The sequence below is a fragment of the Rickettsia endosymbiont of Polydrusus tereticollis genome (assembly GCF_964026385.1).
Taxonomy (GTDB): domain Bacteria; phylum Pseudomonadota; class Alphaproteobacteria; order Rickettsiales; family Rickettsiaceae; genus Rickettsia.
This window is the reverse complement of sequence record NZ_OZ032142.1, coordinates 985,627-1,004,639: the sequence shown is the minus strand read 5'-3', so window position 1 is coordinate 1,004,639 and position 19,013 is coordinate 985,627. Positions and strand designations below refer to the sequence as shown.

Here is a 19,013-nt window from a genome sequence, read left to right as displayed (position 1 = left end):
TTGTCTCATACTAACTGTCCGGAATACTATAGCCACATCACTACCTACTATACTTGAATTATGGCAATCGATTTTACAAAAAGCAGAGCATGAGGGATGGGATTATACTAAGTTTTTATCTATCCTTTTTGAATACGAAGTAGAAGCTCGTCAGAGGAAAAAGATTCAAACTTATTTAAGAAAAGCTCATCTACCGGTAGGTAAATCTTTAGCTACTTTTGATTTTAGTCAGGTTCAAACTTTAAATAAAGCAAAAGTAGATGACCTAGCTTGTAATATTAGTTGGGTTAACCCGGATATTGCATGAAGTGAGATTTAAAGTAAGAAATTGAGTAATTTATAATATTAGCAATGATACTTTTGTAAAAATTTTGCCAAAAAGTGCTTTGAAGCCGTTATTTTCAAATTTTAGATGTAATGCCCCTTACCCCATTTTTTCTAAGCACCGGGAACAGTGCTAATCTAGGTTATTCTAATGCTAATTTCTTCATCACATGATTCCATACCTGTCGGTAAGGATATGATGAAGATAACAAAAACTTAATACGCCTAGTATTACGGATAATTACTACCCCAATTTTTAATAATTTTAAACGTATTGTACCTATTTGTGCTTTTGCTAATGCACTACCTTGTAATAAATTACCTCTGATATATTCTACTAAAGTGTATGCAAGACCCGATAAAATCATTCTGAGCTGATTAGCCCACCATCTATGACAAGAAGTACGATCTGCAAATAATTCTAGTTGTTGCTCTTTTATACGGTTTTCCATATCACCACGACCACAGTAAACTTTGTCGTATAAATCTTCAGGTTTATCTGATAAATTAGTTACTATATACCTTGGATTTTCTCCAAGCATTGTCATTTCTGCCTTACCAATTATTCTACGTTCATGACTCCAACTACCAGCCTTATATGGAAACTCACTAAAAAGACGTTGCTTTTCTTGGGTTATAATAAATGCTGCTTTTGACTTCTCCATTGTAGGTTTCAGTAACTCATTTAGTCTGTTATTTTGGGGCATTCCTACAATATATTTTATATTATGAATATCACACCAATCAAACATCTGATGACGACAAAATCCACTATCACCACGAAAAATAATCTTTACCTCTGGCCAAGCTTGGCGAAAACGTTTTACTAACAATGATAATATTGCCCAAGAATGTTTTGCTTGATCCTGCTTTGACGTCCTAAGATAACTAACTAACAGATGCTTTCCACAAAAAACATACAAAGGTAAAAAGCAATTATGACCGTAATAACCATGATAAAACTTACCTTCCTGTTGCCCATGAATTTCATCATCCGTAGCATCAAAATCAAGTATTAGCTGCTTTGGTACTATTTTATGAGACTTAATAAATTTATCAAGCATTAGTTCATGCACTTTAATTGCAAAGTGTCTATCAGCATTGTTTTCTATACGACATAAGGTAGAACTACTTGCCATATCATCAATTGTTTCCATAGCTGTTTGCATAGCAGGACATTTTCGTAGATAATTGTGGTCATTTAAATCTTCATAACCTAATGCAATACCATAAATTCGTTGCCTCAGCATTGTTGCCATATTATGGGTAATTTTACTACCATCTCGTCTATCAGGAAATATTTTAGCAAGCTCCTCTGTTATACCAAGCCTTTTATCTGCTTCTCTTAATAACAACACACCTCCATCGCTACTAATATCACCTCCAGTGAAATTTATCTCTATTGTCCGATTTTTTACTTTGGAAAACTGGTAACTATATGCTATACAATTTGTCATGACAAAATCCTTTGTATTATTCTAATGAAATACCAGTATTATACAGCTTTACGAGGATTTTGTCTCCTATATCTCATGCAATATCCGGGTTAAGCGAGCCGAAAATTTATTAGTTTTTGGTCCATCCGGGGTAGGAAAAAGTCATTTAGTTGCTGCACTAGGGTATGCATTGGTAGAAAAAAATATCAGAGTACTCTTTACTTCCCCCACTAAGCTTGTTCAAAATCTGCAAGCCTCTCGTCGAGATTGTCGCCTTCCGGCAGAACTTGCTAAACTTGATAAATATGATGTTATTATCCTTGATGATATAGGATATGTACGTAAGGATGAAGCTGAAACGCATGTTTTGTTCGAACTGATTGCTCAGCGATATGAATCAGGGAGTCTTATTGTTACATCTAATCAGCCTTTTAGTGAATGGGATAGTATTTTTGCTACAAACTCTATGACTGTAGCAGCTATCGATAGGCTAATTCATCATTCTACGATTCTAGAAATTAATTCTGAAAGTTATAGGAAAAAACATGCTCTTAAACAAACTTAATACTTACAGAAAAACAATTATAAAATCAAGTATGACACAAATTTAACGTTGTTATATCTAGAATTTAAACTTAAGTAAATATTCCAATATTATAAAGCATTAACAAAAAGGAGGCTTATTTATGCAAACTTATCCACCCTCTTACCGGCAAAGTTAGCTGTCATCCCCAGGCAATAAATTTTGTCGTTGCATATCGCCACTTATATAATTTTTAACTAGTTGAAACCCTTTTTGTTCACCGTTACCTTTGCCTATTATTTGATGAACAGCTTTATAATCCGACCAATCTTTGTACCTAAAGCCTATTGCTTTGCCTCTTCTTGACCTGAAAAAGGCTATTAGCTGCTGCCATTGTTCTTCTGTTTTTATACCGCTACTTATGTCGTATCTAGCCCGTGCCTCTTGCCAGTTAATATTACGCTGCTCGTGTCCGCTAAAAGTTGTGACGATGTCGGTTGAAAACATCGCTCCGCCCTTAGAGCCATAAGATATTTCCGGCGGAAATTGTATTTCGGCAAAGGGGTTAATCATATTTAGAGAACAAAGAATGCTTATATTCCAGAAATTGAATTTTATTTTGAAGGGTGAACGCACGCAGCTTATTATAATAAGTGCCAAAATATAATAACTTTAATGGGTGAATCCCTGATAAAATGAAAGAGCAATTTTTGAAAGATGAGTATTCTTATAGGTTTCTTTTACTTCTGGATATCTGCCTTGCCATGTCGGCGGTAATTTGATTACGGCTTTGATTGAATGAAGCAATATCGGGCGTTTGAATATTCATATTAACAACTATATTACCCCCACTTGCTCCGGTTGTTTCTAAATTACTAAAAGGGACTATACTACCGATTGAATGCGGAATAAATAACTCCGGCTCGCCACCATCACCGACAATATGGGCTTTGCCGGGGCGTGCTGTACCGCCTTTAGCAAAGAAACCACCAAATGTAGAACCAAGCCCTGATAAAAAACCGCTGCCATTACCGCTTTTATTGCTACTACCAAATAATCTGCCTAACATTCCACCCTTGCTGCTTGTGCCTATTATATCCTCCTTCAGAGTCATTTTTAGAATATCGCTTTGTAACTCCTTAAAAAAATCACTGCAAGTTTCCTTTAAACTTTTAATATGACCGCCTGCACCAAAAGCAGCATCGGCGAAATTATCAATTAAATTATTAGCTCCGTCTTTAGATTTTTCGGTGATTAAATCAAATACATCTTTGCTATGTTCGCCGAATCTATCAAGCTGCTCTTCGCTTTGTTTTAAAGCTCTGTTATAAGTCTCTTGATCGATTAAACCTTGTTTTAGTAATTTATTTAGCTTCTCAATTTGAGCATTATGTTTTTCTAAAGGAGTTCTGGTTTGCTCGAATATTTGCCTAGCGTCACCTAACATTTCATTACTTTTACTCATAACTGCCATTTCTTCCTTTTTAGGAAGATTTAATTTTAAAGTCTCTATTACCCTTGGGGATTCAAGTGCTTTATTGTGTTTCTCTGCTGCTTCACTGCTTTTATTAAACCATTTTGTTAAAGTCACAAGCCCTGCAACTGTGCCGGTGATTGCTATAGCTGTTAAAGCCAATGGATTTGCCGTTAAGGCTACTGTAAAAGTCCTTACTGCCGCAGCAGTTGTAATAAACCATGCAGCTAATTTCAGCCCTAAAATCGTTGTAATAGCAGTTATGATAAAGGTAATTGCCGGACGACCTTCACGCATAGCTTCAAAAAAACTTGTTACAAGCGGCAATATCGGCACTAAACAGGAGGTTATCAGGCTTATCAGCACTGTCTGTAATTTATTTAATTCACTATTAAATTGTGCCATGGCGGTGCAGTCTTCTTCAGATAAAGAAACGCCTAGTTTTTGTGCTTCTTCCCGCATTCGCTGAATTCCTACCGCTCCTTGCTCAAGAACCCCCGTTAAAGTGCTACTTTCAGAGCCAAATAATTTCGCAGCAACAGTAGCTTTATCTGTGCTATCTGTTAACCTTTCAAACTGGCTAGCTATTTTCTCTAATTGCTGATCAGGGCTTAGACTAGCAAGCTCCTTAGCTGACAAACCGAGGGCTTGCAAAGCCTGTTTTGCTTCACCGCTACCTTTTGCCGCTTCATTAATTCTTGCAGCCATAACAGTTAAGCCTGACGTCAGGCTATCAAACTCCACACCACAATTGCTAGCCACATATTTTAGTTCCGATAAGCTACGAGTCGACATATCAAGTTTTGCTGACAATTTGCCGATCTGCTCCCCGCTATCGATTATTTTCTTTAAAGCATGAGTACTAAAAGCCGCAGCAATCGCCGTGCCGATTCTACCGAAACCGAAACTAAGCTTGCTGGTTAATTCTTGCAGCTTCTTAAAGTTTTGCCGAATCCTGCCAAAAGCTTCCCTAGTTTTATCGATACCCCGGAACGTTACCCTGACTTCCTTGTTTGTCACTTCCTTAATTTATTCTGTTTTTCTTTTTTAATCTTAAAATAAGCGAGCCAATGATGCCATTCGTCGATTGTCATTTGTTCAATTTCGGAAACTGTTTTATGTAAATGCTCGGCAAGCACAAACATATTCAGCAATATTGGCTCATCTATTAGTTTTTTTCCGACATCTCTAAATCGCTTTCACTCATAATATTATTAGCAATTCTGATTAAAACGTCAGGGTCACAACTACGCATTAATTCAGGCTTATCAGCTCTACTAAATAAGCAATTGCCTTCTTTATCTTTAGCTTTCATAATTAAAGCCTCAACCATCAACCCTAAATCATCTTCTTTAGCCATTTTATACAGGCGATTTTTTTGAGCCAAAGTTAAAGGGGAACAGTAAATATATAGCGGATTATCCCCGTCGCCCCATTCGGGTACTTCAATTATTTTGATTTCTGAGGTGGTACCCTTTGTCTAGACAAATTTTTTAAATTTTAGAGGTGTAATTCTCCTGTATTAATGTATTGGTTTTTCAAAGTAAAGTTTGCATTTTCTATGTCATATAGCCTCTTGATAATTTTCTAGTTTTTCTGCAAAATGTATCATTTCAGGTGTCTTATATTCAAGCGATTGATGAGGTCTTTGCTGATTATAAAATTCTATATAATCTCTGATAGCTATCTTTGCTTCACGTACTGTTTCAAGATCAAAACGATAAATCTTCTCTTGTTTCAAAGATCGCCAAAAACGTTCAATAAATACATTATCTAAGGCTCTGCCTTTGCCGTCCATACTAATAGCTATGCCTTGTTGCTCAAGTATTTGAGTAAAATCTTTTGATGTAAATTGTACTCCTTGATCCGTATTAAAAATGTCAGGCTTGCCATGTATAGATATTGCTTCATTTAGAGCTTCAATACAAAAATCATTTTCTAAACTAATCGACACCCGCCAACTCAAAATATAACGACTATACCAATCCATTATAGCAACCAAATATACAAAACCTTGCTTTAATCTTATGTAAGTAATATCTGCACAGTAAACTTGATTGGAGCAAACCACCTCTATATTATTTAATAGATATGGGTATACTTTATGAGCCTGATTCCTACGGCTTAAATTAATCTTTGGGTATACTGCTTCAATACCAAGTATTTTATAATATTTTCTTATCATCTTACGACTAACATTTAACCCTTCGGATTTTAGGACATGAGACATTCTTCTAGTACCATAATAGGGATGCTCTGTAAAAATCTCATCAATTCTGTTCAGTACTCTATACTCCTTATCATCTAAGGTATTCCTAGCTCGGTAGTAGTAACTTGAGCGGTTTAAATCTAAAAGTTTGCATTGTCTTGCTATGGTTAAATTTGAAGCATAACTTATCATTTTTTTCCTAACCTCTAAATCCAAAGATACTAGATTTTTTTTTAAGCCAGTCTCTTTCAACTGTTAACTGGCCTATTTGCTCAAATAATGATTTAATTAAATCTTCTTGGCCGGTATCTTGTTGTTTAGATTTCGATTTAAATCCAGAAACCATAAAATCTAAAGCTTCTTTCTTCCATTTATAAATCTGATTAGCGTGAACACCATATTTGCTGGTAATTTGAGCTATAGTCATTTCTCCAGATATTGCTTCAATTGCTATTTTTGCTTTTTCTTCTGCACTATATTTTTTAACTTGTTTTTTCATTTTTTGCTCCTTTTCCTAGGAGATATTATACCTACTTTTCTCTATTTTCTTGTCTAGTTTTTGGGTACCATTATATTCCTTAGCGTCAAAATGTGCTTTCACTCGATCTATAATTTTGTCATTCATTGTTATATCCTTTTTATTCTGGTAGATTTCTTTTATAGGTCGCTTATAGAGAGGAATTTAAAGGAAACACTTCACTGCGAACCGCAGCGTAGTAAACCTACGTGAGGATGAGGGGTTAGGATTGACGTATAAATTACCTCTAGAAGTAGAGCTATAAAAGAAATCTATTGTTTTAATTCGCCGTTACCTTGAAAAGTAAAAGAGCTTTCAACTAATCCGTCAAATGATGCTTGCCTTGAAATGCCGGTAACAATTGCACTGCCGTTAAAATATTTGCCGTTATTATCACCTTCAGGATAAAGTCGCAATTCTACAGTATTGCCGATAGCCATTTTACCTTGACCCTCTAAATCTTCCGTATCCCAAAATGCATCAATCGAACCTGACCAGCTTTTAATAGTTGCTTGATTCTTACGCCACTCTGTACCTATAATACTTGCGTCAACAGTGTCGCAAACTTCTTCCAGCGACCATGATTTTACTTCCATAATTTGTTTTTCGCCTATTTTGACGATTCCTTCCGATCCTGCATGGGTTGACATTTTCTTTTTCCTCCTTTTTTAGTTAATTTTTATATAATAATTTCCGGCTTGTCTTCCTTGGTTCTGTAACTCACCGAAAATACTAGAGTTGCCACCGCTACCGGTTGATCGCCGTCGCTATTAAGGTTGATGTCGGTTGATTGTAGTCGGCAATCCTTGCAGAGTTTTTTAAGGATAATGCTATTTGCAACTAACCGCTCAATTTCAGCCGCTATATTATCAACTGTTATATTAGCTTCTTTTGTTGCTTTGGCGTAGCACTCGACGATTATTTTAGCTATTCGATCTTGTGAGCGTGGCGGCGTTATCGTTGAAGTAGTCACTTCTTCATTGATTGAAAAAACGATAATACCCGGTAGTGAGGTATATCCCATATTGTAAAGTCTACTATCATAAACCCGATTGCCGACTAGCCCGGATATTGCATGAAGTGAGATTTAAAGTAAGAAATTGAGTAATTTATAATATTAGCAATGATACTTTTGTAAAAATTTTGCCAAAAAGTGCTTTGAAGCCGTTATTTTCAAATTTTAGATGTAATGCCCCTTACCCCATTTTTTCTAAGCACCGGGAACAGTGCTAATCTAGGTTATTCTAATGCTAATTTCTTCATCACATGATTCCATACCTGTCGGTAAGGATATGATGAAGATAACAAAAACTTAATACGCCTAGTATTACGGATAATTACTACCCCAATTTTTAATAATTTTAAACGTATTGTACCTATTTGTGCTTTTGCTAATGCACTACCTTGTAATAAATTACCTCTGATATATTCTACTAAAGTGTATGCAAGACCCGATAAAATCATTCTGAGCTGATTAGCCCACCATCTATGACAAGAAGTACGATCTGCAAATAATTCTAGTTGTTGCTCTTTTATACGGTTTTCCATATCACCACGACCACAGTAAACTTTGTCGTATAAATCTTCAGGTTTATCTGATAAATTAGTTACTATATACCTTGGATTTTCTCCAAGCATTGTCATTTCTGCCTTACCAATTATTCTACGTTCATGACTCCAACTACCAGCCTTATATGGAAACTCACTAAAAAGACGTTGCTTTTCTTGGGTTATAATAAATGCTGCTTTTGACTTCTCCATTGTAGGTTTCAGTAACTCATTTAGTCTGTTATTTTGGGGCATTCCTACAATATATTTTATATTATGAATATCACACCAATCAAACATCTGATGACGACAAAATCCACTATCACCACGAAAAATAATCTTTACCTCTGGCCAAGCTTGGCGAAAACGTTTTACTAACAATGATAATATTGCCCAAGAATGTTTTGCTTGATCCTGCTTTGACGTCCTAAGATAACTAACTAACAGATGCTTTCCACAAAAAACATACAAAGGTAAAAAGCAATTATGACCGTAATAACCATGATAAAACTTACCTTCCTGTTGCCCATGAATTTCATCATCCGTAGCATCAAAATCAAGTATTAGCTGCTTTGGTACTATTTTATGAGACTTAATAAATTTATCAAGCATTAGTTCATGCACTTTAATTGCAAAGTGTCTATCAGCATTGTTTTCTATACGACATAAGGTAGAACTACTTGCCATATCATCAATTGTTTCCATAGCTGTTTGCATAGCAGGACATTTTCGTAGATAATTGTGGTCATTTAAATCTTCATAACCTAATGCAATACCATAAATTCGTTGCCTCAGCATTGTTGCCATATTATGGGTAATTTTACTACCATCTCGTCTATCAGGAAATATTTTAGCAAGCTCCTCTGTTATACCAAGCCTTTTATCTGCTTCTCTTAATAACAACACACCTCCATCGCTACTAATATCACCTCCAGTGAAATTTATCTCTATTGTCCGATTTTTTACTTTGGAAAACTGGTAACTATATGCTATACAATTTGTCATGACAAAATCCTTTGTATTATTCTAATGAAATACCAGTATTATACAGCTTTACGAGGATTTTGTCTCCTATATCTCATGCAATATCCGGGCTAGAGTTTTACCTTGTAGCAGTTCAACAAAAGCCTCTCTTATTGTGGTTCTGGCGTGCATTGTTTAGCTTTGCCTTTCGAGTAGCAAACTAGCCCAGCCGCTGCCGTCAGGTTTAATTTCAACAATGCGGTAATTACGATTCTGGACTGTAAGTAAATCCCCATACTCAACTTCTATAATATCATCCTCGGCACATTCAAATATAGGCTTACTGCCTGCTACTCCGGCTGTGCCGCTATCAATATCAAAATAGTCTTCGCTCATAATGCCCTTAATTACATAAGACTCACCGAATGCCGGTGTTAAAATAGCATTAACTGCGAATCCTTGCTCAATATCTAAAAACTCGCTAAAATCTTCTTGAAATGACATAAAATTTGATGTAAATGTTATAACGCTTGAAGTTAAACTGATAATGTTATAAAATGATAGTAAGCTTTAAATGCAAACACACTGAGAAATTACACAATAGAGAGTTAGTTAAACGATTTGAAGCCTTTGCAGAAACTGCACGTAAAAAATTATATATGTTACACACTACTGTTGAGCTAGAAGATTTACGTATACCGCCTTCAAATCGTTTAGAAGCTCTCAAAGGTGATCGTAAACATCAATATAGTATTCGTATTAATATACAATGGCGTATATGTTTTACTTGGCATGACGGAAATGCCCATGATGTTGAAATTGTTGATTATCATTAAATTAATAAGGTTTAGATTTATGACAAAAAAATTACCTCCTATATCACCCGGTCAAATTCTTTTAGAGGAATTTATGCAGCCTTTGGATATTAGCCAAAGTAGGCTTGCTCGTGATATTGATGTACCTGTTACCCGTATAAATAATATAATCAAACATCATCGCTCTATTACAGCTGATACAGCTTTGCGCTTAGGGAAATATTTTAATGTAAATCCTCGGTGGTGGATGAATATGCAAAATCAATATGACTTAGAGCTAGCACAGGATCATGGTTGGCAGGCAACATCTCAAAGAATACGTACTTTATCGTATGCTAGTTAAAAGTTCTACTTCCTAGCCACAGCAAACGACTCAACATGCCTAATAGCAATGTCGATATCTTGCATTAAACGAATACGGATGCCGCCGCTAGTACCTAAAGCGTACGGGTCAACTAATACGTCTAACACGCCCCATTGCCCAATGATTAAATCGGCAAAATTACCGAATAATAAAGTATCTGCCGGCATTTGGTTAGTCGTGCCGACTCTATAGCCGTTAAGATACCCGAAGCCTGATGCTGCTCCTTTGCTTTCCCAGATAAATTGGGCTGTATTTTCTGCTTTTTCGGTTTGTTTTAAGTGACCACGCAGTGCGGCATTGCACAAATAACCGCCGGCAGTATTAACCAGCTTTTGCAAGTCTCTTTTTTCTAGTATTACGTCCAGCGGAATAAAAAAGCTTGCAGGTTCTCGACCCACTCGTTTTGCTATTTCAGTTGAAGCCTCCTGCTCCAGTTCTGCACCCCTCCAATTGCCGGCAACTGCTGCCTTTATGGCTTTGATTATCGAAAAGTTACGTGCTTCTTTCTCACTCATACCTATTATAGTTTGGTCGGGGGAAGAGGTGTTAATAAGCGGCACAGAACTAATATTTTCTAAAATCTTTTGCCTGAAAGCATCTAAACTTTTACCTTCTCTAATAAATTCCATAGCGGCATTTTTCATATTATGCTTATCGCCAAGGGTTAAGATTTCATTAATTCTAGTAGTTTCATTTTGCCTTATATCTTTAGTGATTTGTTCGGGGTTAACATTACTTATTGTTCTTACTTCATTGATAAAATTATTTGCTGTATTTTCATTAATTACTTGGTCATGATTATTTTCCATGCTACTTCTTACTCCATATTTATAATTAATTGTTTTCTTTGGTTCTTTGTTATCCTGATTATCCTGTTTTTCTGCGGGTTTCTCTTTACTTCTACCGATGCCAACAGTTGGGTCAGCCGGAATTGAAACAACTGATATTTCTAGCGGCTCCCAGGCTTTTATTCTAAATACTGCCGGTTTACTGCCTTTGGCTTCTTTTTCTAAAACTATATCGGTTTGTAAATAACGATAACCGACTGAAATATTGCTTCTAATGCCATCTAATACATCTTGATAAATGCTTTCAGCTAAGGCACTTTTACTAAATCGTACTTTTGCCCGAGCTTTGCCGTCGCCGGTTAGTTCGGCTGCCTCAATTACGCCGATTTGCTTAGTAGTATCATGATCAAGTAGTAGTGGAGCACTACCTGAATTAAGCCATGAGAGCTGTACGCTACCTGCCTTATGGTCAAGTATCTCTAAGCCATAAAAACGCTCTGCCGGTTCTTCGCTGGAAAAAGTAATCCAAAATCGGCGATTCCTTGTTTCTTCAATATTTAAAACCGGCATATTAGCATAACGCCTCTCAATTATCCCTCGCACGTTTAAATTATTCATCTGTTTTATCATTTGTAATTTCTTGATTTGTAATGTCTTGTCCGGCATTATTTTCTTGCTCCTTGTTTAAATTTAATCCGTATTTTTTCGCTAACTCCTCTTCAAAAACTATTTGTTTAAATAATTCTTCAATGTCTATGCCTTGGTCAGCTACTATTTGGCTGCGGCTTCTGGTTTTCTGATCTATTGCAATCTGGTTAGCGTGGTTATCTTTGAGTGGATCGACCCAAGCCCAGCCACGAGGTCGCCAAATAGGCTGGTTGAATTTATCGAATTCATTTATCGGAATAGGAATTTTGTTTTTGGTGATTGCCATTAATAACCAGTTTTCAAAGATTGGATTACAAAAATGCTCTATCATCCAGTTTTGTAACATCCGCCAGCTATCCCGATCCTCTAAATTACCATGCCTGATTGATGAAAAATTGACATTTTCAAGGTCATTGACAAGGGTGGCGTAAGAAATATCAAGACCGCTGGCGATTACAGCCCGAACCTGCAGCCTGATACCGCTATTACCGATTACATTGGTAGAAGTGCGTTTTAAAAATCTACGTGCATAATCGTTATTAATACATAGCTCTCGTGACCTATTGCGTAACAACTTTAAGCTCTTATAAAGCTCGGCATCGGCAGACAAACCGCTTGTAATCCAGTCGGACGTTAACCTATTAATAGTGGCAGCGTTATATTGACGCTGTGGCTGATCTTTGCGTTTTAAGAGACCTAAAATATTTGGAAATTTCATGAGTTCAAGTGTCATTCCCGCGGAGGCGGGAATCTAGAATAGCTTAAAAAATACGGATTTTAATAATTAAAGTAAGTATGGATACCCGCCTTCGCGGGTATGACATCACAGTGGATTACCGAATCTGATTTTGATTAAATTATGACCGCTAAGCCCTTTACTAAGCTGTTCTTCTTGCAAATTTCTTGCATATTCGGCTTTATAAACATCACGCCATTTTAATAATTCTGTCGGGCTTAATCGTGATAGGCTTCTGCTGCTAATCGAATATGAGAGTTGATCACGGCTAGCTTTACCAAGAATTGTAGCCTCTAATGCATCGAGTACCTGCTTAACGTGACTACGACCGTCGTAAGAATCAAGCAAAGCTAGATTAGGTTTAATGACAAACTCGCCGTTTTCTAGCACATATTGCATTTCTTCTTTGATAATTCTCGACTGCCACCAATAAATAGCCGGTTTATATTTGCTGGTTTCTTCGGAACTTAAACGGATAACATAATAATTATTTTCAGCTTGAGCCTTAACCTCAAATCTATACGCAAAATTACGAAAACAATAGACTAATTGCCAGCCGTCTTTAGGTGAATAATTAACTATTTCCTTCTGCCACTGCACAGTTTCACCGACTGTAAAGCTTGTAGGTTCAATATTTGGGGTATTCATTTTATTTATTTACCAGTTCTTGACAAAGCCGCTGGGAGGTCTTTTTGTAGGAATATATGAAGTTAGCAGCTGTTCTTTTTCTTCTTTAACTTCAGGCTTAATATCTTGCATTTTCTTTGCTAAAGCTTCTAAATTAGGATTTAATATATGCAGTGCCGCCAAAGCATAAACTCGGCAGTCTAAGGCTTCATTACGTCTGCCGCTAGGCTTTTCCCACTTACGAACGGGGAAGCCTTTATTATAGCGTGTTACGCATTTTTCGGCTTGTTAGCTGCTTAAAATATTGCTCATCATAAATAGCTGGAAAATGACAATAACCGCTACCGGGTTCTGTAATTTTAAGCCTGCTATAAATCATTTCTTTTGCCGTATCCGTGCCGATGGAAAATAATTTAACACGCATCTTATTAGTAATCGAAGGATGGCTAATTAGTGCTTTGCCGGTAACAGAAGAACCCTTAACGGCAAATATTCTACGTAACTGTCTTTTTTTGCAGTAGCTGTAAACGCTTTGGGTATGATGCCCGCCTGAATCTACGCAAGTACAAGCTATACGTAATTTAACGCCTATATTATTTTCTATTTGTTTTTCTAAGATATTGTCTAAATCATCCCATACTTGATTTTGTGCAGGGTCGCCGTAAATTACTCGATAATCAAGTGACCAGCTTTCTTCAGATATTCCCCAGCCGACTATTTCCATTTCTAGCCGATCATTTTGCACATCTACGCCGGCAGTAATTATAACGATTTCTTTTGGAATTAAAACGCCCCAATTTTCCTTACGAGCAAGTAAATTAGTCTCATCAATGCTGTCGCCGCTTTCTTCCCAAGTCTCACCAAGTGTTGTATTTACCCAGGTTTTAAGAGTTTCAGGCATTAGCTTTGCTTTCAGAAACTCACAGGCTATTTTTGACCAGGAAACCCAAGGGGAGTACAGTTCGCTTAAATGAAATCCGGCAATATTGCCTTTTATACCTTCAATATGCCACTCACCGTTTTTGAGCATTTGTTGTTTGTCTGTATCATAAAGAATACAGCCGTTAGCTTCACAGACATAATAAGCTTCTTCAGGCTTACCTTCATCCCACTTAACTTGTGACCATTTTAAAATTTGATATTCACCGCAATATTTGCAAGGCACGTAATAACGCCGTTGATCACTCTGTAAATATGCCTGTTCAATTCGGCTTAAATCTTTAATTGTAGGTGTGGAGGTTAGGACTATTTTACGATTCCAGAAGGTGGTAGCTCTTTTTTTAGCTAGATTAACGGGATCACCTTCAGCTCCAGCACTTGCCGGATATCGATCAACTTCGTCACAAAGTACTATTCTTACAGGTCTGCTGGCAAGCGATGAAGGCGAATTACTGCCTGCCATAGTAATATGACCGCCGGGGAATTTCTTAGTATGCAACTTACTAAATCGTACTTACCTCTAATGGGTGCAGGTAATATATTTTCTTTAACTAGCTGCTGAACCCGACGAGTAGTTAAAGTTAACACTTTTGCTATATCAAGTGCTTTGTAGTTAGTAGTACTCATAATCTGAATAAAAATTTACTCATCCTTTGAAATAAGTTTTTTTGGTTTTTTATTTCCTGCGAGTAAATAATTTTCTTTACTAATTATTGATTTTCCACTTTTCTTCTCTAGCTCACGTCTAGCATTTCCTGCAATAGTACCACCAGCTTTTGCGGCTGAATAATTTTCCTTAAACCCTTTAGCATCGGTATTACGGCTAATTTCAGTGGTAGATGCCTCTCCAAGCATTGAGAAAATAAGTTCTAAATCGTTCATGTGATCCCGTAAATTTTCTCGCTTTAGCCCTTTATATTCCTTATATTCAGAGGGCTTCATGCCAAAAGCTGCTTTCGTAATTTCAGCAGTTAAGATAGCAAATTCCTTATCTTCTAAAACGCCTCTATTGTTCCATTCGTCTGTTAACTCTTCGCGAATAGCAATGCTACGCATTCTCTTTTCAATCCAATCTTCGCTATATCCTTTCTCTTTATAAGTATTACGTGTACGAATACTTGCAAGTTCCGGATCTTCGATTTCTTGAATTCGTTCATAACCAACTTTTGCTAGCCATCGCTTAAATGGTTCAGCCTTAGTAGATGGAATAGATTGAATAATACGAAATACGGATTCTGTATTAGCACAATCTGTTTCACGCATCCTTCCGTCTGGAGCTTCCATTTTCAAGTGTACGATTTTTTCGTACAGTTGGGTAAAGCCTTCTTTTTCTATCAGTTGCTTTTTTAAATCTGACCAATAGCGGCGAGGATTAACGCTATCTGTTAGTACTCCCACTACATCAATAACTGAGAACCACCATTCTTCATTATGTAAAATTTTTCTGATAGATTTATCTTTAAAAACTACTAATTTTTGAATTTTATCAATATTATTCATACCAAATGTTTATTTAATTATTTCCTAAAAAGATATAATCTAACTAAATAGATTTTACAACTCTATTAAGAACCTAATTACATTGATACTGATCTTGCAACAAAAAAACGGACAAATTAAAGAGAGACGTTTTTAATTTTTTTATAATGTAACTCGTACTCATTTGGAGTTTGATAATTTAATGTAGAGTGCCTCCGTTTTTGGTTATAAAAAGTAAAAATATAAGTAAATATATCAAGCTTTGCTTCTTCTAAGCTTTGGTATTTTTTAAAATAAACAAGCTCAGTTTTCAGAGTGTGGAAAAAGCTTTCCATAGCAGCATTATCATAGGACACACCAGTCTTTCCATGACTTAAAACAATTCCGTGTTTTTTGGTTGCATTATAAAAGTCAAAACTAGTAAATTGGCTTCCAAGATCAGAATGATGAATAAGCCCTTTTAAGGGTTTACGTTGTAATGCAGCAGAGTTAAGAGCTTTAATTATCAAATCAGTTCTCATAGTTTCTTCTAACGCCATACCTACTACTTTCCGTGAGAACAGGTCAAGTACTATAGCAAGATAAGCCCATTTATTATTTACAGAAATATAACTTATATCAGCTACCCAAATGCTATTTGGGCTTGAGGCAGAAAAATTTTGTTTAACCAAATCTTCTCCCCTATGATAAGGTTTATCAGACTGCCTTGTAGTCTTTTTAAACTTTCTGTACATTTTTGCTTGAATGCTATTTACTTGCATTAGCCTTGCTACTCGAGGGCGTGAGCAAACAAAGCCTTGTTCTTTTAACTCTGTATGAATCCTTGGACTTCCATAAGTTTTATAACTTTCTGTAAAAATAGTTTTAATCTTACTTATCAATTCCTCATTATATTCAGCTCTTTTACTTGGCATGTGATTAATAAAATCTTAATAACCACTTCTACTAACCCCTAAAATCTTAGCCATCTGATCTACACAAAAACAAGAACTATGATTCTTCATAAATTCGTACCTTTGTTTGCGGGAGCTGAAAAGATGACCACTGCTTTTTTTAGGATATCTCGCTCTTGTTTTACAAGATGTAATTCCCTCTTTAAATCTCGTACCTCTTGATTCATTACATTGCCACTACCAACAAAGCTAGCCTCTCCTTTGCCTTTGTAATTCTTAAGCCAATATCCCAAACCAGAGCGTGAAACCCCTAAATCCTTAGCAATATCATTGATGCTTTTACTACCTTTATTTGCTAAATACAGTTTTACTGCATTAATTTTAAATTCTTTATCGTATATTTTTTGACTCATTGCAAATCCTCCTAAGATTTATTTTATCTCATCTTAATTCGATTTGTACGTTTTTTTATAGCATGATCAAGTAGTATTGATGATAGAAAAAATGATATTTATGATACAAGTATAGAACAAATGCTTATTCAAAGTACAGATAATAATGAAGTAGAAAAAGTAAAGCTTCTTGAGCAGTTATCTGATAAAGTAAAAGATAAGAGGGAACAAATTGAAGATGAATTTAATAAAACTCCTAAATCAACGATTATAAGAACTGGCCAGCAAATAGCAGATAATATTGGCATTAGCGATAAGGCGATAAAGAAAAGAAATATTAAACTACCAGGCTATAAAAATGACAATAATTAAAAAGAAATCTATACAAAATATCAAAAAATTAGCATTCATATTTATCTTACCATTAATATTTTTTAGCAGTGCTTTTGCAGAAAATACCACTAGTATTGTTAATGAAAAACCACAACCAATAGATCTACAAAGCAAGATTCAAGATCCCAATATTTTAGCAGAAGAGTATTTTAATATTGGAAGCTCTCTTTATAAATTAGGTAAATATGAAGAAGCAATTAAAAATTATAATTTAGTTATTAAATATAAATCTGATTGTGCTAAATGCTATAACAATAAAGGCATGACTTTAAATACATTAAAACAATACCAAGAAGCAATAGACAATTATGACTTAACTATTAAATATGATTCTAGTTTTGCAGAAGCATATAATAACAAAGCAAATGTATTATGCACAATAGGAAAGCATCGTGAGGCAATAATATCATACAACCTCGCTATAAAAAATAAGCAAGACTTTGCAGCAGCTTATAATAATAAAGGTAGTGCATTAAATGACTTAGGAGAATACCAAAATGCAATAGAAAATTTTGGTACTGCTCTTAAATATAATCCTAGATATCCGGAAGCTTATTATAATAAGGGAATATCTTTAATGTCTTTATGGCAACATCAGGAAGCGATAGAAAACTATGATTTAGCTATTAAGTATAAATCAGATTATGCAGATGCTTATAACAACAAAGGTGCAGCTTTAATAAACTTAGGAAAATATCAAGAAGCAATTGAAACCTGTAGTATAGCCATTAAATATCAACCCAATTGTGTAGAAGCATACTACAATAAAGCTATCTCTTTAAACATATTAAAAAAATATCAGGAAGCAATAACAAACTGTGATTTAGCAATTAAATATGATCCTACAGATTAGAAAAGAGCGAGGTAGAGCAATTATTGTTGATTTAACAGGTAGCTTTACGGATCGATTTTTTGATCCAAAATGTGATAAGTTACTCAATCCTTTGCAAGATGGTACAGAACATTGGTTACCATGGAATGATTGTCATGAAATTTGGGATTTTAATGATATAGCAAGTAGTTTTAGCAATTATAATCCAAAATTAGATGATTTTTTTGCTAAAAGTGCTGAGTTAGTGTTAGCTGAAGGATTAAGATTATATCATGATAGCAAAGATATCAAAAAGCTAATAAATACTATTCTTTATGCAAATAATAAAGAATTTGCAAGAAGTTTTAAGAATAGTGCAGTGTCCGGTATCATTAGTAGTAGTGCCCCTGAGACATCTTCAGGTATTCAAGCAACTGTTAGTAAGAATATTGAAGCTCTACAACATTTAAAGCCTAAAGGTGAGTTTAGTATTAGAAAGTGGTTTACTGCGGACAAAGGTTGGTTATTTATAACTAGTACTCCTAATCAAAGAGTAATGCTTCGACCACTTATTGCTGCATGGATTAGCATAGCTATAAAAGCATTAATGAACAGGAATATCAATAATGTTCATAATAATATGTGGTTTGTGATTGATGAGCTGCCAGCTTTACAAAAGATATCTTCTTTAGGGGTAGCTTTAGCTGAGAGTAGGAAATATGGTGGCTGCGTTGTTGCAGGTATGCAAAATATTCATCAATTAGAGGAAATATATGGTCATGCAGGAGCAGCTTCAATGCTTGATCTATTTGGCAGCAAGTTTATTTTTCGAGTAAGTGATCAACAAACAGCACATAAATCAGCTTTAATGCTTGGTGAGCAAGAAATTATTGAAACTCAAGAAAGTCTCTCATACGGAGCTAACTCTATGCGGGATGGAGTTAATATGAATCATTTAGAGAAAAGAAAATTATTAGTAATGCCTTCTGAAATTATGAATCTAGAAGATCTTACCTGTTATGTAAAACTTGTGGGTAATTTCCCGATTACTAAATTACAAATGAACTTACAACTTGATTTCAATGCAAAAATATAGAAACCATTTTAATAGCATTTTTAAAAGATTTCAATTGT

At 35.4% G+C, this 19,013-nt stretch carries 25 protein-coding genes and 1 pseudogene; 8 read left to right on the top strand and 18 right to left on the bottom strand.

What is annotated here, in order from left to right; all coding sequences use genetic code 11:
* Positions 1-7: 7 nt before the first annotated feature.
* On the top strand, positions 8-307 hold the full coding sequence (locus AAGD48_RS10635) for an ATP-binding protein (RefSeq protein WP_410526035.1): 300 nt from the start codon (positions 8-10) through the stop codon (positions 305-307).
* A gap of 160 nt (positions 308-467) precedes the next feature.
* Here the strand turns inward: AAGD48_RS10635 and AAGD48_RS04785 are convergent, their stop codons facing one another.
* Complete coding sequence (locus tag AAGD48_RS04785; protein WP_341789277.1) at positions 468-1,781, bottom strand: IS1380 family transposase; 1,314 nt, start codon at positions 1,779-1,781, stop codon at positions 468-470.
* 37 nt (positions 1,782-1,818) lie between these two features.
* Between AAGD48_RS04785 and AAGD48_RS04780 the strand changes: the two genes are divergently transcribed.
* Positions 1,819-2,325 (top strand): ATP-binding protein, encoded by a 507-nt coding sequence (locus AAGD48_RS04780; RefSeq protein WP_341790740.1) that lies wholly within the window; start codon positions 1,819-1,821, stop codon positions 2,323-2,325.
* Positions 2,326-2,478: 153 nt separating this feature from the next.
* On the opposite strand, the gene AAGD48_RS04775 is transcribed toward AAGD48_RS04780, so the two are convergent.
* From AAGD48_RS04775 to AAGD48_RS04740, 8 genes are all read right to left on the bottom strand, one after another.
* Positions 2,479-2,856 (bottom strand): DUF2460 domain-containing protein, encoded by a 378-nt coding sequence (locus tag AAGD48_RS04775; protein WP_341790628.1) that lies wholly within the window; start codon positions 2,854-2,856, stop codon positions 2,479-2,481.
* Between the two features lie 154 nt (positions 2,857-3,010).
* Complete coding sequence (locus AAGD48_RS04770; protein ID WP_341790627.1) at positions 3,011-4,777, bottom strand: hypothetical protein; 1,767 nt, start codon at positions 4,775-4,777, stop codon at positions 3,011-3,013.
* 148 nt (positions 4,778-4,925) lie between these two features.
* Entirely contained in the window at positions 4,926-5,117 is a 192-nt protein-coding gene (locus AAGD48_RS04765) for a hypothetical protein (RefSeq protein ID WP_341790626.1), read from the bottom strand.
* Positions 5,118-5,321: 204 nt separating this feature from the next.
* Positions 5,322-6,158: an IS3 family transposase gene (locus tag AAGD48_RS04760; RefSeq protein WP_341789327.1), complete on the bottom strand. Its 837-nt coding sequence runs from the start codon at positions 6,156-6,158 to the stop codon at positions 5,322-5,324.
* Positions 6,159-6,165: 7 nt separating this feature from the next.
* Positions 6,166-6,465, bottom strand: a complete 300-nt coding sequence (locus AAGD48_RS04755) for a transposase (protein WP_045812944.1) — start codon at positions 6,463-6,465, stop codon at positions 6,166-6,168.
* Positions 6,466-6,755: 290 nt separating this feature from the next.
* On the bottom strand, positions 6,756-7,133 hold the full coding sequence (locus tag AAGD48_RS04750) for a phage tail tube protein (RefSeq protein WP_341790625.1): 378 nt from the start codon (positions 7,131-7,133) through the stop codon (positions 6,756-6,758).
* Positions 7,134-7,162: 29 nt separating this feature from the next.
* The gene (locus tag AAGD48_RS04745; RefSeq protein ID WP_341790624.1) at positions 7,163-7,507 is read right to left on the bottom strand and encodes a hypothetical protein; all 345 of its coding nucleotides are present in this window, start codon (positions 7,505-7,507) and stop codon (positions 7,163-7,165) included.
* Between the two features lie 215 nt (positions 7,508-7,722).
* Complete coding sequence (locus AAGD48_RS04740) at positions 7,723-9,036, bottom strand: IS1380 family transposase (RefSeq protein WP_341789277.1); 1,314 nt, start codon at positions 9,034-9,036, stop codon at positions 7,723-7,725.
* Between the two features lie 59 nt (positions 9,037-9,095).
* Between AAGD48_RS04740 and AAGD48_RS04735 the strand changes: the two genes are divergently transcribed.
* Entirely contained in the window at positions 9,096-9,218 is a 123-nt protein-coding gene (locus tag AAGD48_RS04735) for a hypothetical protein (protein ID WP_341790623.1), read from the top strand.
* Here AAGD48_RS04735 and AAGD48_RS04730 read toward each other — a convergent pair.
* The gene (locus tag AAGD48_RS04730) at positions 9,190-9,498 is read right to left on the bottom strand and encodes a hypothetical protein (RefSeq protein ID WP_341790622.1); all 309 of its coding nucleotides are present in this window, start codon (positions 9,496-9,498) and stop codon (positions 9,190-9,192) included. The genes AAGD48_RS04735 and AAGD48_RS04730 overlap by 29 nt on opposite strands.
* 53 nt (positions 9,499-9,551) lie before the next feature.
* Between AAGD48_RS04730 and AAGD48_RS04725 the strand changes: the two genes are divergently transcribed.
* Together AAGD48_RS04725 and AAGD48_RS04720 are read left to right on the top strand one after the other, a co-directional pair.
* Positions 9,552-9,830 (top strand): type II toxin-antitoxin system RelE/ParE family toxin, encoded by a 279-nt coding sequence (locus AAGD48_RS04725; protein ID WP_341790621.1) that lies wholly within the window; start codon positions 9,552-9,554, stop codon positions 9,828-9,830.
* Positions 9,831-9,849: 19 nt separating this feature from the next.
* Positions 9,850-10,152, top strand: coding sequence for a HigA family addiction module antitoxin (locus AAGD48_RS04720; protein ID WP_341790620.1), 303 nt, complete (start codon positions 9,850-9,852; stop codon positions 10,150-10,152).
* A 5-nt stretch (positions 10,153-10,157) separates the two neighbouring features.
* Here the strand turns inward: AAGD48_RS04720 and AAGD48_RS04715 are convergent, their stop codons facing one another.
* The 8 genes from AAGD48_RS04715 to AAGD48_RS04680 form a co-directional block, all read right to left on the bottom strand.
* Positions 10,158-11,627: a phage major capsid protein gene (locus AAGD48_RS04715; protein WP_341790619.1), complete on the bottom strand. Its 1,470-nt coding sequence runs from the start codon at positions 11,625-11,627 to the stop codon at positions 10,158-10,160.
* Entirely contained in the window at positions 11,572-12,342 is a 771-nt protein-coding gene (locus AAGD48_RS04710; protein ID WP_341790618.1) for a phage portal protein, read from the bottom strand. Before AAGD48_RS04710 ends, AAGD48_RS04715 begins: the two co-directional genes overlap by 56 nt.
* 90 nt (positions 12,343-12,432) lie before the next feature.
* Positions 12,433-12,993: a hypothetical protein gene (locus AAGD48_RS04705; RefSeq protein ID WP_341790617.1), complete on the bottom strand. Its 561-nt coding sequence runs from the start codon at positions 12,991-12,993 to the stop codon at positions 12,433-12,435.
* A gap of 9 nt (positions 12,994-13,002) precedes the next feature.
* On the bottom strand, positions 13,003-13,155 hold the full coding sequence (locus AAGD48_RS04700) for a hypothetical protein (protein WP_341790616.1): 153 nt from the start codon (positions 13,153-13,155) through the stop codon (positions 13,003-13,005).
* 76 nt (positions 13,156-13,231) lie between these two features.
* The gene (locus AAGD48_RS04695; protein ID WP_341790615.1) at positions 13,232-14,410 is read right to left on the bottom strand and encodes a phage terminase large subunit family protein; all 1,179 of its coding nucleotides are present in this window, start codon (positions 14,408-14,410) and stop codon (positions 13,232-13,234) included.
* 143 nt (positions 14,411-14,553) lie between these two features.
* Positions 14,554-15,411, bottom strand: a complete 858-nt coding sequence (locus AAGD48_RS04690) for a Bro-N domain-containing protein (protein WP_341790614.1) — start codon at positions 15,409-15,411, stop codon at positions 14,554-14,556.
* Positions 15,412-15,527: 116 nt separating this feature from the next.
* Positions 15,528-16,304: an IS3 family transposase gene (locus AAGD48_RS04685; RefSeq protein WP_341790613.1), complete on the bottom strand. Its 777-nt coding sequence runs from the start codon at positions 16,302-16,304 to the stop codon at positions 15,528-15,530.
* 86 nt (positions 16,305-16,390) lie between these two features.
* Complete coding sequence (locus tag AAGD48_RS04680) at positions 16,391-16,696, bottom strand: transposase (RefSeq protein ID WP_341789367.1); 306 nt, start codon at positions 16,694-16,696, stop codon at positions 16,391-16,393.
* A gap of 120 nt (positions 16,697-16,816) precedes the next feature.
* Between AAGD48_RS04680 and AAGD48_RS04675 the strand changes: the two genes are divergently transcribed.
* The 3 genes and pseudogenes from AAGD48_RS04675 to AAGD48_RS04665 all read left to right on the top strand — a co-directional run.
* A complete protein-coding gene (locus AAGD48_RS04675) occupies positions 16,817-17,047 on the top strand; it encodes a hypothetical protein (RefSeq protein ID WP_341790612.1) in 231 nt (76 codons plus the stop codon).
* Positions 17,034-17,921, top strand: coding sequence for a tetratricopeptide repeat protein (locus AAGD48_RS04670; protein ID WP_341790611.1), 888 nt, complete (start codon positions 17,034-17,036; stop codon positions 17,919-17,921). The genes AAGD48_RS04675 and AAGD48_RS04670 overlap by 14 nt, the downstream gene beginning before the upstream one ends.
* A pseudogene (locus AAGD48_RS04665) lies at positions 17,899-18,975 on the top strand (type IV secretion system DNA-binding domain-containing protein); the annotation flags it as partial. The gene AAGD48_RS04670 and the pseudogene AAGD48_RS04665, both read left to right, overlap by 23 nt.
* Positions 18,976-19,013: the final 38 nt, after the last annotated feature.